The following is a 13829-nucleotide window of genomic DNA, read 5'->3' as shown; positions in this document are numbered from 1 at the left end:
CCACCTCCCCTCAAACTACAACATGCCATCGGTCGCGAATTTCTGTGACCCATCTCTGGGCGTTCCATTCATCATCAAAAGGAACTGCGCCTTTTATTCTGGAAAATTTACGTTTTACGTAGTACCCCTGTCCTGGCGGAAGTATTTTTAGTCCTCCAGGACTATTAGAAGATTCGGAAAAAGGAATCCGGAAGAACGATAAATCGTTCGAATCCAATGTTCCGAATAAAAATCCGTTTTGTGCAGCCTTGATATCGGTAAACCAATCGACGCCATACGTCGGGAAATCCGCCGGCACGCCGGCAATGACCACATGTACCCTGCGGTCCCTTCCCTGTCTGACGATGGCTGACAGCTGGTCCTTCAAGGTGAAATCCGAAAGCTGCTTGCTGAGCACGTCAGCGTCATCAATCATAAGCAGGATAGCCGGATCCTCACTGTCCTTCGATCGGGTCTGAACCCGTTCATAAAGGCCTGAAATGAGCGGAGCCAGGTCTTCCTCATTCTCCGCATGCCCACGGACATGCGGAAGATGGTTCATCCGACTCAGACCGCTGCTTCCATAGCGCGTATCTACCGTATAGATTTCCAGCTCATCCGGCGATGTATGATATGCAAGTGATAACATCCAGCTTAAGAGGAATAACGTCTTACCGCCTTCCATCGGACTCGCAACGATAAAATGCGGCCCATCCTCCAGATTGATCGCAAAAGGAGTTAAATCATCCGTAGCCACACCGACAGGAACCTGATACTTCACCGTTACTGCCGCTTCATAAGGCTTTTGCACCTTAAGCAGCTGATGGAGCGGAATCTTATCCGGCAATGATTCGATCCGCGGCGCTTCTTCGCCATGCCATGATTCCCGGTATACGCGAATCATATCGCGAAGCGCGGCCGAACGGTCCCCCTCTTCCTGACCGGAAGCCGGCAAGGCCGTCTGAAATTCAAGCGGCGGCACCTGGCCTTTGACCAGTCCTCTTCCTGGCGGAAGCTGGCTCGGGGCTCTTGTAGGACGACCCACCGCATAATAATAATCGGCCGGATCGGCAAGTTCGTACGATACCGCTTGTGAGATATTGCTCCGGACCTTTTCGAACATATCCGATATCCGGTTTGCCGTAATGATAAACGTGATCCCCAGACTGCCGCCTTCTCGCAGCAAGTATTCAAGCATATCGTTCTCATCCGGATAGGAATTCCTGAAATTCAGATAACCGTCAATAACGACAACCAGCTGCGGAACCGTCTCCGTGCTGCCACGGCGGTAGGATGCGACGGTCTTCACGCCAGCCTCGGCTATCATGTCCTTGCGAACCGCAGCCGTTTTCGTAAGAAAACGGAACAGGCGCTTGATACGGTCATCTTCCTCTGCAGTCATGACCCCACCGATGTGAGGCAATCCTGCGAAGTCCCGCATCATTCGGCCCATATCCACGATGTACCCATGCCAAAAGTCCGGGGTGTACCGGCTGGCCAGCGACATCAGCATCGTTTGAATAAAGGTGGTCTTACCGAGTCCCGGCATCCCATATACGGCCCAGTGACCTTGCTCCAGATTGAGCACCAGCGGCTTCTGGCATTGGTTTGGCAAATCGTCAACCATCCCGACATAGGACACAAGTGCCGAATCGCCGAACGACACCGGCTGTTCGATGCCGGACTGTACTCCGTCCAGATCCAGACTCTCCGGAAGCGGTGGAAGCCAAGGACCCTGCAGCCGTTCGATCCCTTGCTCCTTGGCCACTTCCGCTACATGGTCAATAAACACCTGCAGCTGTTTGGGCACTTCCAGATGTGCCCCCAGGGATGGAGTGGACGCAAGCAGCGGCTCCGTCTTCCCGTTGATCCGGACCTCGCGGATCGAGATTGCGCCAGGCGTATCCTTCTCTTCAACGTAAGGAGCGCCGCTCCAAGCAAACTGCATTTCTTCAAACACTTCATCGCTGCCCACCTGGAAGTAGCCTCGTCCGGGCTTGTTAATCCAGGCTGCATTCGGAATCTTCAGCATATCACGGCTGTCGCCCTCGCTTTGTACCCGAAGACAGATCCGGAAGCGCGAGTTACTCCAAATTTTATCGTCCACGACGCCTGCCGGTTTCTGAGTCGCAAGAATCAGATGGACACCCAGCGTTCGCCCGATTGCGGCAATGCTGATCAATTCATCCATAAATTCCGGCTGGTCTTTCTTCAGCTGTGCAAATTCATCAATGATAATCACGAGATGCGGGAGCGGTTCGCCATGCCGATTGCGCAGCAGCTTGTAATACTCGTCGATGTGCTGCAGGTTTCCCGCATCGTTCAATATTTTCTGGCGGCGGACCAGCTCGGCTTTCAGCGACACCTTCGCCCGCTCGATCAGATTGTTGTCCAAATTCGTTATGGTGCCTACGACGTGGGGAAGGTTGACAAACGTATTGGACATGCCGCCGCCCTTATAGTCGATAAGCATAAATGCCAGGTCATGAGGGTGAAACTCCGAAGCCAGGGAAGCAACGATGGATTGGATAACCTCACTTTTCCCCGAACCGGTCGTTCCCGCGATCAGACCATGCGGTCCATGACCTTGACGCTCTATTTTATCATGAAGATTCAAATTAATCTTCTTTCCGCCCGCCCGGACACCCATGGGAACGGGTAATGAATCCGGATATCGGTTCTGCTGCCAGCGTTTGGATACATCCAAATCGTTGATTTTCTGAATATCCATCATCTCGAAAAGCGCCAAAACGCTAGGGATGTCAGATGCAGAGGATCGCTTCAGCCGAATCGGCGCCATATACCGAGCCAATGCTTCGATCTGTTCCCTGCTGACGTGATGGGATTGGAAGGATTGCTTGGAGACGGTGCCGTCCGGTTTCTTAATCGTGTACGCCGCCTGCTCCCGATCAACCTCAACGATAAGCTGGCAGTGCATCGGCAAGCTTTCTTTCCGGTCGGACAAGATGATGGTGACGGCATCAGCCGCATCGGCATCTTCCATCAACAGAGGCAGCAGCGGTTCTTCCTCAATTAATTGGGCAGCGGATAGGATCACGACATAAGCCGGCGTCTCAATCGATTTTTTTCCATGTTCGGAACGATTGTTTTTACGCCGGTATAAATGGGTAAATATTTCATCAGCAAGTTGATGCGCATTGCTCCGTCGATCCGCAAGATAGCGGCTGGAACGGTCATCATCCCAAGTATGGGGCAGCCAGCGCAGCCACTGCCATTCGCTCGCTTCCTTCTCCTCGTAGAAAGCGGCGATTTTCACTTCGTCAGGCGAGTGCCTTACGGCGGTTTGGGCCATCATGACGCGAAGCATATTTAATACGCGTTCTCTTCCGCCGACGATCCCTATGACCTTGGATTCGAATAACGGCAATGCAATGGACGCATCGTCGACCGTCTGGAACTCGGCTGACAGCAATTCGGCTGCTTCGATTAACGGGTCCTTATCATACCCATCCGCACGAGGCGGCTTCACATTAATGTGAAACGGCACTTCCCCCTTGCCCACGCAAATTTCCAGAAAGTCCTTATCTTCCGGGGAACGTTCCCACAAGCTGCTGCTCCGGTTCTTCACAACGTTGTAGCAGACGTCCGGATCCCCATGGATATCAAACAGAATATGGACCTGATCCTCCTGCCGCTCCTTCAGCTCTTCCCGATGCAGATCAAGCTGAGCCCGGTACTTCTGATTGCGTTCGGCCAGGTTCTTCTGATAGGTCTTCTTGTTGCTTAAATACATGAAGAATGGCAGCGTGTAGGATGTCAGCATCATAAAGATGGAGATCATCTGGAACATCATGTAATTGGAATTCCCCATCTTACCGCTCACGTTCATATAGACATAGAAACCGATCGTCACCGCCGTCATAATAATGGGGATAATGATGGCAATCATCGAAAACGACGGTTTGCTTGGCTCGGACGGCGGTCTCAGAATCTCCAAGTCTTCATTCGGTAAAGCCGGTCTAATACGCGGCGAACGTTGGTACAACACGTTCATGTGTCACTTCCTCCTAATCCAGAGCATCTGAAATGTACAATTATGTATTTTGCTGTTTCAATCAAAACCAATCGGTTATTTACCCAATCTTAGCTTTCTTGAAACAACGATCTTCTGCCGTAGACAGGAGCTTCCTCGGTTGTTGTTGAGAATGCCCGTTGTAAACGGATATAGGAGCCTTCCCTAAGTCCTGCTTCAACCAGATTAGAATGGCCCCCCACCGTAAACCACAAGCCTTCCGGGAACTTTGCTTCTAATATATATTGAATCCCTTCACCCGAGGGTTCACGAAAAAGACGTAGCCCCAGCAGCTCATTCAACCGTTCAATGGAGCACTCATCGGGTACGTCGATATCAAACCAATCCTCTTCATTTCGCCCGCTGATCACGGTGAGTATCATCTAAGTCGACCTACTTTCCCAAAAATGGTAATCCTTATGTTTATTCCATATGCGAAGTCCAATCACCTATTTCAATAGTTACAAAAAATAGTTACATTATTGTAATAATATCATTCCAAGGTTAGTTCTGTCAATTTGTGTCATATTTCCTATTTCCTATTTTTCACGCGGGTTTGTTAGTCCGGAGGGACTATTTATGTATTGATTATAGGGTAAATCCGGGTTTTTCGTCGGTAAAATATCATCGTTCACAAAAATGTCACGCTCAGAAAAATGATGCTGATTAATTCTATGAATTTAAGGTTATTTTAAGATTGGCAATTTATAATGCAAATATCATGAAAAATCTTTCGTGAGGTGATTGATATGAAAACACTAATCATGTTCCAAAATAAGCCGGTTCCCGTATACTTTACAACGGATAGCAAGCAGCCGGTACAGAAGGTACTAAAACTGCTAACCAGCGCGCTTGACCATAAAATTCAAACCGGCAAAAAGGCGCTGCAAAAATGCCTCAATTCCCTGATCAGCATTGAAATCGAGGGATCCGAGGCAATTCTTCACAGCAAAAGCGAAAACGACTCTCTTGCGCTATCTCTCTTTTAAAAGAGGGGTAGCCCTTTTTTTGTTTAACTCCATTATAACCCGTAATGACGATCCTCGGCTATCTGCGCTCTCTGAATTCGGATTTGAAACAACTTTACGAGATTTCTCCGCGTTGTGATCTCCTGGCAACTGTTCAATTTTTTTAATATAAACCGATCGATGGACATACTGTTCATCCCTCCATTCTTATCTTGGAAAAACGACCCTATGTTCTGATAACTTCTATTAACCGTGCCTTTTGAAGATTAAACGAGACTTCCTTTCGTTTAACAAAGCTTCTTATGATTCGACGATTTTCTGGCAACAACCCATTTTATAATCAGTACCTTGCATTATTCAGTACTAAATGATATCTTATTGTAGACCACTACTGAATATTAATCACTACCTCGTGATGAACAGCATGATCAAGGACTTATGAAAGGAGGTACTTGCCGTATGAATGTCAGTATTCAATTCAAAAAAGGCGTTCTCGAACTCTGCGTTCTGGTGTTAATCCATCGCAAGGACCAATATGGGTACGAGTTGGCTCAAGCGGTATCGAGGCATATTGAAGTTGCCGAAGGGGCATTGTACCCTCTCCTTCGCCGCCTCGTAAATGAAGGCTATTGTACGACGTACCTCCAGGAATCGACCGAGGGTCCGCCCCGTAAATATTATAAGCTGACGCCCAGCGGAGTAATCTATATGAAAGCCATGGTAAAGGAATGGCAAGCTTTTGTGGGCAATGTGACCAATCTGATAGAGGAAGGGAATTTGTATGACTAAAAAACAGTTTATTTCGATTTTGGAATCGCGGCTTGCCGCGCTTCCTCCCAACGAACGACAGGAATTCATTCAAGACGTGGAGTCCCATTTTATCATTGGCATGCAGAATGGACGAACCGAAGAGGAAATCGCCCGTGAGCTGGGAGATCCTTTTGAAATGGCAAAGGAAGCGTTAGGCGACCGGTATGTGGATATGGATAGGCCTGCTCCCGCAGCGATCCGAAGACCGTCTTCTTTTGGAAAATATGCGGCAGGAGTCGGTTTGTTCTTCTGTGCATTGGTGGCAGTCCCCTTCCTTGCGGCATTATGGTCCGGAGGCGTCGCTATTGCTCTCGGAGCCCTGGCAACCTTGCTGAGCCCGGTGCTCGTTCTGCTTGACTATATCGTAAACGGAACGTTTTATCCGGCCAAATTATTCTTATCCATCTCTTTGCTCGGAATCGGCATCTTTCTCGGATATGCCACACGCTCCGCCATGGTTGGATTGTTATCGTTAACCTTGAGGTACTCCAGATGGAATACGCGTTTGTTGAAGGGACGTGACGCACAGTGAACAGAAAATGGTTGTTCAGTTTAGCAATCGCACTTATATTGGTGGGAATCGTCGGCATGGCTGCGAACAAGTTTAAATTCGGTGAAGAACTTGTCAGCTATCAGAATCGATGGGATCTGCAGGATGCCGTAAAACTGAAGAAATTAAAAATCAGCAGCAACATCGATATCAGCTTTTCTTTCGAGGATAGCGGAGATTCAAGCGGGTACATCGCTTTTGACGGCAAATTAAAGCCGGAGTATGTCGATGTTCTCAAAAGTTTTAATCCATCGGGTCCTGAGGTGGGATTGGATCTGACCACACCTTCCACTTTACAGTTGATGAGTGTGGACTTTCGTTCACCGAAAGGAAAACTGACCATCGTGCTTCCATCAAGCACGCAACTGGAGGAACTCGATTTGTCGACGCTCTCCGATAACATCCAGGTAAGCGGAGCTTCCTCCAAGGTGGTTGACATCTCCGTGAAGTCAGGCAACATTAACATGAGCGGAATACAAGCCGAGCAGTTAAGCGTTGAGAACATTTCTGGAAATATTCGCGGTTCTGACATTCGGGCATCCACCCGGCTCGTCCATCATTCGGGTAATGTCGTGCTGAAAAATATGGAAGGTCCCTTGGACATCGAGGTCACCTCCGGTAACGTAAACGCAGGATTGATTGGCGTTTCATCAGTTAATATTCTGTGCAGATCCGGCAACGTGAAAGTTCAGCCGGACCCGTCATTTCGCGGTTTCTATGACCTTAAGGCACTGTCGGGATCCGTCTCGGCGCCGGAGTCACGGAAAGAAACAACCGATACCATACAAGTGGAAACGTACTCCGGTAATATCGATATCGTACATTAAGACGTTGTTGACAAACAATAAAAATGAAATATACTATACTTTATAAAGTAAACCTAACAACAAGGAGATTTTTCATACATGTCTAATGTACTATTCATCAAAGCAAACAACAGAGCCATCGAACAATCGGTAAGCGTCAAAATGTACCATGCGTTTTTGGAGTCCTTCAAAGCAAGCCATCCGGAAGACCAAATCACGGAGCTTGACCTTTTTGCAGAGAATCTTCCTTATTACGATAGCACTGCTATCAACGGTATGTTCAAAGCTGCCCAAGGATTGGAAGCTACATCGGAAGAGCAGGCGGCTGCTTCGAATGTGAGCAAATATCTTGACCAGTTTCTTGCTGCAGACAAAATCGTGCTCGCTTTCCCATTGTGGAACATGACCGTACCTGCCGTTCTTCATACCTATATCGACTACCTGAACCAAGCAGGCAAAACGTTCAAATATACGCCTCAAGGCGTTGTTGGTCTCGTGACTGGCAAAAAAGTCGTCATCCTGAATGCGCGCGGCGGTAACTATTCCGAGGGACCTATGGCTGCGGCTGAGATGGCCGTGAACTTCGTAATGGGCAATCTTCGTCAATGGGGCGTACAGGATATCGAAACCCTGATCATCGAAGGCCACAACCAATTCCCTAATGAAGCAGAAATGATCGTTCAAAACGGTCTTGAGCTTGTTAAAAAGGCTGCTGCCAGTTTCTAATCGAACTTATACGCAATAATAACACTGAACGTTATACACAAAAGCCACCTTCCACTGTCTTAGGCAGTGAAAGGTGGCTTTTTGTGATACTCCCATTTAAACCTTTTCCCATTGGGTCCATAACTCGCGCGGGTTACGACTATAGATTTCATGATCACGGCTCATATATTGATGAATGATAAATTCCCGCCGAATGGTCGCATAATCCGCATGATAACGCTTGATAAACGCATTGATATCCTTTTCCGGATACTCCTTCCCTGCTTCAAGCTGCTCTACCAGATATTCCAATATGACGAGTTTCTTCTTGTACTGGGCCGGAATGGAACGCAGCGTTCCGTCTTTCGTTATAAAATTCCGGAGAACGGATGTTTTATAGGCTTCAGTAGCAGTCGGTTCCATCATTTTTCTTCCTCCCTTCTACCATAATTTCGCAAACATCTAATTTAATATTTATCTAATTAGATGTTAATCGAATTTGAAATGTTTGTCAAACCCTTTCTGTTTTAGGTCAAGTCAGCCGGGCTCCATACCGTCAAATCTGGATTTATCCTTTTATTTGCTGTAGGATTATTATGCTGATCGATAACGCAAGGTTAATACATAAGGAGGTTCACCATGCTCGACGTCTTAATTATCGGCGCAGGCCCATGCGGTCTCTCAGCTGCCATTGAATGCCGCAACCAGGGCCTCAGCTGCGAGATCATCGATAAACACAATGTAGTTCATTCCATTTATCTCTATCCGACGCATATGCAGTTTTTCAGTACGGCTGAAATGCTTGAAATCGGAGATGTTCCGTTCGCGATATCGAATGATAAACCGTTTCGGCACGAGGCTCTGGCCTATTATCGCAGAGTTGCCAGTCACTTTAATCTGAAAATCTCTCCATACGAAGAAGCGCTCACCATAACCAAGCAGCCTGACGGCAGCTTCCAGGTAAAAACCCAGCGCCGCGGTGGTGTAGAGTCCATGCGAGAAGCCAAACACGTAGTCATTGCTACGGGTTATTTTGATCATCCGAATTATATTGGCATTCCTGGTGAAGACTTGGAGAAAGTAACCCATTATTTCCGGGAAGCCCATCCGTATGCAGGGATGAAAACCGCGATCATCGGCGGCAGTAATTCCGCTGTGGATGCTGCCATGGAGCTTATCCGTGTCGGAGCCGAGGTGACGATGGTATACCGGGGTGAGGAAGTTTCACAGAACATCAAACCTTGGGTACGTCCTCTGTTCGACAGCATGGTGCAGAAGGGACATATCCAGCTTCACCTGAACTCGCGTGTCGTCCAAATCGCGGAGTCTTCCATTACCGTTCTGTCGAATCAAGGCCAGGAAACGATCATTGAAAATGATTTTGTACTGGCATTGACCGGATTCCGTCCTGACCGCAAACTGCTCGCCTCCTCCGGCGTCGAACTGGATGAAGACATGGAGAAGCCCCTCTATCAACCGGAGACGATGGAGACCAACGTTCCGGGACTCTATGTCGCTGGCGTCATTGCATCCGGTCGGAATGCCAATGAGGTGTTCATTGAAACAGGCAGACTACACGGGCGTTTGATTGCCAAGCATCTGGTCTCGAACGCTTAACCAAAAAGTCTATCGACCTATATTCTTAGAAGACAGACTGCGTTTAGATGAGTTTTTCTTGCGATATCAGGCAGGTTTACGCTTCGACGTTTATACTTTCTGATATCTTAAACATAAGGAGTGATTCCCCATGGACGTAACTTCACTCATCCTGCTGGCGATGGCGGGACTTGGTATTATCAGCAGCAATTCTGCAGTGACGATTGCGATGCTGGCACTGCTGCTCATCCGCGTAACCGGCTTTCAGCAAGCATTCCCATGGCTGGAGAAATACGGACTGACTCTCGGCATTATCATTCTCACCATAGGTGTCATGTCACCACTGGCCAGCGGCAAAATGAGTCTGCAAACGATCGGCGAATCATTCCTGAACTGGAAATCGCTTTTGGCCATCGCCGTCGGCATGCTTGTCGCTTATCTGGGCGGTCGTGGTGCCACACTGATGGGAAGCAATCCTACCGTGGTTGCCGGTCTTCTCGTTGGCACGGTGCTTGGGGTCGCCCTGTTCCGCGGCGTACCCGTCGGGCCGCTCATTGCTGCCGGTCTATTGTCCCTGCTCATCGGCAAATCGTAAGAAACAGATGCAGCTCTTTTTTATCCATAACATAAATAGAACAATAACCTCCCTGCCGGTTCATGAACGTTTGGGGAGGTTTATTTGTTCTATATTCAAGCCTTGTATCAGACGGCTCATTACCATATATAGTCTATTTTATGGTATGATAGCTATCGTGTTTTAGCGTTTTTTCCCGTAATCCCTTATGAAATATGATGTATCAGGAGGTAACACACTTGTCTTCAACGAATACCGAATCGGTCGCTGCTCCCCTTAGGCAGCTTCCCATGCTGCTCTTCAGGCAGCTGCGGCCGAAGCAATGGACCAAAAACCTGCTCATATTTGCAGCCCCCCTCTTCTCGTTTGAAGGGGTAAATCCCGGCGTGCTCTTCGACACCTTGATCGGTTTTTTCCTGTTATCCTTCGTATCCGGCTGCGTCTATATTGTGAACGATTATGCCGATCGCGAAGCGGATCGCAACCATCCGGTGAAAAAATACCGTCCCATGGCCTCGGGTGCGCTGCCGCCTAAGCTGGCTATTGTATTCGGCGCGTTGCTGCTGATAGCTTCGCTGGCCGTATCTTATTTACTCAATCCGCTGTTTACCGTGTTATTGGTGCTCTATTTTGCCATGAACGTTGCCTACTCCTTCAGGCTGAAGCATGTTGTCATCATTGACATCATGATTATCGCGGCCGGGTTTGTGCTGCGCGCCATCGCAGGCGGACTGGTCATCCACGTCCCGTTCACGCCATGGTTCCTTCTCTGTACGATGCTGCTATCGCTCTTCCTGGCCATCGGCAAGAGACGGCATGAGCTTCATCTGCTGCAGCATGACAAGGGCTCTCACCGCAAGGTGCTCGATCAATATTCGTTCGATCTGCTGGACCAGATGAGCAGCATTGTCACCACAGCAACGATCATCAGTTATTCGCTGTTTACCTTTACCTCCGGCAGAACCGTTCACCTCATGTGGACCATACCGTTTGTCATTTACGGAATGTTCCGCTATCTTTATCTGATTCATATCGAGAAAAAAGGCGGGGCTCCGGACCGGGTGCTCCTGGAGGACACACACATCCTGGTCACCGTGATCCTCTATGTCATCAGCGTTATCGGAATTTTGGTATACTTTGAATAATACAGAATGGGTAAATTGAGGGACATGATATGAATCAGAAATTCGCAATCTTTGACATCGACAAAACGGTCATCCATACGGACTCTATGTTTCGATTTTTAAAATATGGCATACGGAAAAAACCGTCCACGGCACCCATCATTCTGAAAGTCGTGCTGCATTCCGTGCTGTACAAGCTCCGTCTTCTGGACGCTGAAAAGGCAAAGAGCGCTTATTTCCATGCGATGCACCATATGGATGATGCCGACCTGAAACATTTTTATGAAACGGAATTGAAACCTGCCATCTTCCCGGATGCGATGAAGGAAATGCAGCGAAAAAAAAGCGAGGGCTGCCATGTGCTGCTCGTAACGGCGTCCCCTGACGCTTACATGAGATACTTTGCAGAGCTTCCTTGCGTCGACACGGTGATCGCTACGAAACTTTCCGTACGGAACGGACGCTTTACGTCGATGATCGAAGGGAACAATTGTAAGGGGGAGGAAAAAGTGCACCGGATTCAGCAGTACTTGAACGAGCGGCAACTGACCATTGACTATGCTGCTTCCTGCGCTTACTCCGATTCCTTGTCCGACCTCCCGATGTTCGGGCTCGTCAAACACAAATATTTGATCAATCACAAATCCGCTCAGGGATGCGAGGGATTAACATGGAACAGATAAAAGCGCAGAGCGCCCCGCGCCACCTGGGCAAGCTGTTCATGGTCTTATCGGCTTTTTTGACGGCTACCGGCCAGCTGTTCTGGAAATGGGGCCACGCCAACTTGCTGTACATGGGAATCGGTTTTCTCTGCTACGGCCTCGGGGCCATTCTCATGATCAAATCATTTTCCCTGGAGAAGCTGTCCGTGGCCTATCCTCTGATGTGCATCAGCTATATTGTGGCTCTGTTTTATGGTGATTTTTTCCTGGATGAACCATTGACCCTGCAAAAACTGGCAGCCGTAGCCCTGCTTGGAATCGGGGTGACATTAACTTCCTATGAAAAATGACGGGTTCCTATACTTGCTCCTGCTCCTGATGACTTTGCTTGGCTCGCTGGGCAGCGTATTCTTCAAGGGGTATACCGCAAACAAACAAATCAAGCTGCTGCTGATCGGCTTTCTTAGTTACGGACTAGGAGCATTATTAAACATATACCTTCTGGGGGAGCTGCCCTACACGCTGGTTATGCCTGCCAATGCACTGACGTTCCTGTGGGCCTTGCTGTTTGCCAAATGGGTATTCAAGGAAACCATCGGGATCCGTAAAATCGCCGGCATCGCTTTTATTATATCCGGATTGCTTCTGCTGATCTGGTAAGCGAATGCAGCTAAAACCTACTCAGAGTACATATAATGGAAAGATTGGTGGAACGAAAAACATGACTTTTTTCAGTTATTTATTTCGACATAAAAAAGATAATTACACGGCGATCGGCCTAATTATCTGTCTTGCCCTATGGTATGTTTTCATGAACCTTCCGTTCGTAGCCTACATCAGGGATCATGCAGCCGAGTTAATGCCGCACAGCCCGTTTTATGGTGCGCCTTTCACATTGAATCTGTTCAACTTCGATCCTTCGATGGAATATGGACCGGAAAATATCTCAATCATCCATCCGTTCATTAATTTCCTGACCAGTCCGTTAACGACGATGATCGGGAGTTCCAACCTCCCTTATCTTCTGATTCAATCGGTCTTGAATGCCTTTAGTGCAGCGCTGGTCTATTACATCGTCCGAAGAAGCGGCGCCGGCTGGCTGTTGTCCTTCGTAACGGCGGCTTTTTTCGGTATCAGCTCTTATACGCTGTTCACGGCGTTTATACCGGATTCCTACGCTTATGCGCAGTTTATGATCATTTTATCAGCCGCTTACTTGCACTATTGCCGATTGGAGAATCGGTTTGCCGTCATGCCGAATGCCTCCCTGGCCCTGATTAATTTCGGCATCACGTCTACGAATGTTGCAACGTTCGCAGGAGCGCTGCTGATCAGCCAGTTCGATAAAAGACAGAAGGGCACGTTTAGACGGTTTATCATGATCATGCTGGTTTTTCTGGGGATGGCGGTGATTGTAACCCTGCTTCAACACTTGCTGTTCTCAGGCAAATCGTGGATCGCTAACGTGTTTTCAAGCGTGCAGAACGGTGCACTCAGCTACGTTTCTCCTTTTTCATTCGAGCACCATTCACGAGTCTTCTACATGCTGTTTGTAAGTCCCATCCTGTCGCCTGAGCTTGCCATGATCGATCCGGGAATCGCGGCATTTGTGACGAATTTGGCCAAGCCGTATCCGATTCATGTCCATATCGTCGGTATCGGGATGCTTGTCCTTGCGGTTCTATCCTTCATTAAGGGCATCCGCTCCCGCGATACCTGGGCATTTGGCATCTATATCCTGTTCGCGATTCTGCTGCACATCATCGTTGGGTTCGGATTGGCTACCTATGCTTACGATCTATACTTGTACGCAGGACATTATCTGTTTGCTCTGTTTGTGCTTGCAGCACGGTTTATTGCCAAAACGAAGAACCACCGGATTCAACAAGCTCTGACCGGCATCATGGTACTGTTCCTGCTGATCACCTTGGTCAACAATATCGTATTGCATGGACAGACGCTGGACTATATTCAGATGACCTATGACACGGTGTTCAAAAATATCGAGAAATAAGCCTTTAA

15 protein-coding genes are annotated in these 13829 nt (G+C 48.3%); 12 read left to right on the top strand and 3 right to left on the bottom strand.

Annotated features, from left to right (window positions below; all coding sequences use genetic code 11):
* Window positions 1-10: 10 nt before the first annotated feature.
* Together essC and ACETK5_RS07375 are read right to left on the bottom strand one after the other, a co-directional pair.
* Complete coding sequence (gene essC / locus ACETK5_RS07380; protein WP_394054859.1) at window positions 11-3994, bottom strand: type VII secretion protein EssC; 3984 nt, start codon at window positions 3992-3994, stop codon at window positions 11-13.
* Window positions 3995-4083: 89 nt separating this feature from the next.
* Window positions 4084-4395, bottom strand: a complete 312-nt coding sequence (locus tag ACETK5_RS07375; protein ID WP_100537977.1) for a hypothetical protein — start codon at window positions 4393-4395, stop codon at window positions 4084-4086.
* Window positions 4396-4761: 366 nt separating this feature from the next.
* Here ACETK5_RS07375 and ACETK5_RS07370 point away from each other — a divergent pair, with 366 nt between their 5' ends.
* The 5 genes from ACETK5_RS07370 (at window position 4762) to ACETK5_RS07350 (ending at window position 7872) form a co-directional block, all read left to right on the top strand.
* Entirely contained in the window at window positions 4762-5001 is a 240-nt protein-coding gene (locus ACETK5_RS07370; RefSeq protein ID WP_006211206.1) for a hypothetical protein, read from the top strand.
* A gap of 438 nt (window positions 5002-5439) precedes the next feature.
* Entirely contained in the window at window positions 5440-5769 is a 330-nt protein-coding gene (locus ACETK5_RS07365; protein ID WP_100537978.1) for a PadR family transcriptional regulator, read from the top strand.
* Window positions 5762-6322, top strand: a complete 561-nt coding sequence (locus ACETK5_RS07360) for a DUF1700 domain-containing protein (protein WP_100537979.1) — start codon at window positions 5762-5764, stop codon at window positions 6320-6322. Before ACETK5_RS07365 ends, ACETK5_RS07360 begins: the two co-directional genes overlap by 8 nt.
* Window positions 6319-7167 carry a DUF4097 family beta strand repeat-containing protein gene (locus ACETK5_RS07355; RefSeq protein WP_394054855.1) on the top strand — a complete coding sequence of 283 codons (849 nt, stop codon included), beginning with the start codon at window positions 6319-6321 and terminating at the stop codon, window positions 7165-7167. Before ACETK5_RS07360 ends, ACETK5_RS07355 begins: the two co-directional genes overlap by 4 nt.
* Window positions 7168-7245: 78 nt before the next feature.
* Window positions 7246-7872, top strand: a complete 627-nt coding sequence (locus tag ACETK5_RS07350) for an FMN-dependent NADH-azoreductase (protein ID WP_394054853.1) — start codon at window positions 7246-7248, stop codon at window positions 7870-7872.
* A 96-nt stretch (window positions 7873-7968) separates the two neighbouring features.
* Here the strand turns inward: ACETK5_RS07350 and ACETK5_RS07345 are convergent, their stop codons facing one another.
* Window positions 7969-8277, bottom strand: a complete 309-nt coding sequence (locus tag ACETK5_RS07345; RefSeq protein ID WP_326113034.1) for a DUF2087 domain-containing protein — start codon at window positions 8275-8277, stop codon at window positions 7969-7971.
* A 213-nt stretch (window positions 8278-8490) separates the two neighbouring features.
* Here ACETK5_RS07345 and ACETK5_RS07340 point away from each other — a divergent pair, with 213 nt between their 5' ends.
* From ACETK5_RS07340 to ACETK5_RS07310, 7 genes are all read left to right on the top strand, one after another.
* Complete coding sequence (locus ACETK5_RS07340) at window positions 8491-9468, top strand: YpdA family putative bacillithiol disulfide reductase (RefSeq protein ID WP_100537981.1); 978 nt, start codon at window positions 8491-8493, stop codon at window positions 9466-9468.
* Window positions 9469-9598: 130 nt separating this feature from the next.
* Window positions 9599-10042 carry a DUF441 domain-containing protein gene (locus ACETK5_RS07335; protein WP_015736251.1) on the top strand — a complete coding sequence of 148 codons (444 nt, stop codon included), beginning with the start codon at window positions 9599-9601 and terminating at the stop codon, window positions 10040-10042.
* A 218-nt stretch (window positions 10043-10260) separates the two neighbouring features.
* On the top strand, window positions 10261-11166 hold the full coding sequence (locus tag ACETK5_RS07330; protein WP_394054850.1) for a decaprenyl-phosphate phosphoribosyltransferase: 906 nt from the start codon (window positions 10261-10263) through the stop codon (window positions 11164-11166).
* A 29-nt stretch (window positions 11167-11195) separates the two neighbouring features.
* Window positions 11196-11828 (top strand): HAD family hydrolase, encoded by a 633-nt coding sequence (locus ACETK5_RS07325; RefSeq protein ID WP_394054848.1) that lies wholly within the window; start codon window positions 11196-11198, stop codon window positions 11826-11828.
* Entirely contained in the window at window positions 11816-12157 is a 342-nt protein-coding gene (locus tag ACETK5_RS07320; protein WP_100537984.1) for an EamA family transporter, read from the top strand. Before ACETK5_RS07325 ends, ACETK5_RS07320 begins: the two co-directional genes overlap by 13 nt.
* On the top strand, window positions 12147-12467 hold the full coding sequence (locus tag ACETK5_RS07315; protein ID WP_127592436.1) for an EamA family transporter: 321 nt from the start codon (window positions 12147-12149) through the stop codon (window positions 12465-12467). Before ACETK5_RS07320 ends, ACETK5_RS07315 begins: the two co-directional genes overlap by 11 nt.
* A gap of 61 nt (window positions 12468-12528) precedes the next feature.
* Window positions 12529-13821 (top strand): DUF6080 domain-containing protein, encoded by a 1293-nt coding sequence (locus ACETK5_RS07310; RefSeq protein ID WP_326113028.1) that lies wholly within the window; start codon window positions 12529-12531, stop codon window positions 13819-13821.
* Window positions 13822-13829 lie beyond the last annotated feature (8 nt).

It is taken from the genome of Paenibacillus ilasis (assembly GCF_043195395.1).
Taxonomy (GTDB): Bacteria; Bacillota; Bacilli; order Paenibacillales; family Paenibacillaceae; genus Paenibacillus_AQ; species Paenibacillus_AQ lautus.
Note: the sequence above shows the minus strand (reverse complement) of the source record. Positions and strands in the feature narration are given on the sequence as shown.

Excerpts from the sequence above, each read along its gene's own strand:
- essC (WP_394054859.1), bottom strand. The coding sequence starts at position 3,994 with ATGAACGTGTTGTACCAACGTTCGCCGCGTATTAGACCGGCTTTACCG.
- ACETK5_RS07375 (WP_100537977.1), bottom strand. The coding sequence starts at position 4,395 with ATGATACTCACCGTGATCAGCGGGCGAAATGAAGAGGATTGGTTTGAT.
- ACETK5_RS07370 (WP_006211206.1), top strand. The coding sequence starts at position 4,762 with ATGAAAACACTAATCATGTTCCAAAATAAGCCGGTTCCCGTATACTTT.
- ACETK5_RS07365 (WP_100537978.1), top strand. The coding sequence starts at position 5,440 with ATGAATGTCAGTATTCAATTCAAAAAAGGCGTTCTCGAACTCTGCGTT.
- ACETK5_RS07360 (WP_100537979.1), top strand. The coding sequence starts at position 5,762 with ATGACTAAAAAACAGTTTATTTCGATTTTGGAATCGCGGCTTGCCGCG.
- ACETK5_RS07350 (WP_394054853.1), top strand. The coding sequence starts at position 7,246 with ATGTCTAATGTACTATTCATCAAAGCAAACAACAGAGCCATCGAACAA.
- ACETK5_RS07345 (WP_326113034.1), bottom strand. The coding sequence starts at position 8,277 with ATGATGGAACCGACTGCTACTGAAGCCTATAAAACATCCGTTCTCCGG.
- ACETK5_RS07340 (WP_100537981.1), top strand. The coding sequence starts at position 8,491 with ATGCTCGACGTCTTAATTATCGGCGCAGGCCCATGCGGTCTCTCAGCT.
- ACETK5_RS07335 (WP_015736251.1), top strand. The coding sequence starts at position 9,599 with ATGGACGTAACTTCACTCATCCTGCTGGCGATGGCGGGACTTGGTATT.
- ACETK5_RS07325 (WP_394054848.1), top strand. The coding sequence starts at position 11,196 with ATGAATCAGAAATTCGCAATCTTTGACATCGACAAAACGGTCATCCAT.
- ACETK5_RS07320 (WP_100537984.1), top strand. The coding sequence starts at position 11,816 with ATGGAACAGATAAAAGCGCAGAGCGCCCCGCGCCACCTGGGCAAGCTG.
- ACETK5_RS07315 (WP_127592436.1), top strand. The coding sequence starts at position 12,147 with ATGAAAAATGACGGGTTCCTATACTTGCTCCTGCTCCTGATGACTTTG.
- ACETK5_RS07310 (WP_326113028.1), top strand. The coding sequence starts at position 12,529 with ATGACTTTTTTCAGTTATTTATTTCGACATAAAAAAGATAATTACACG.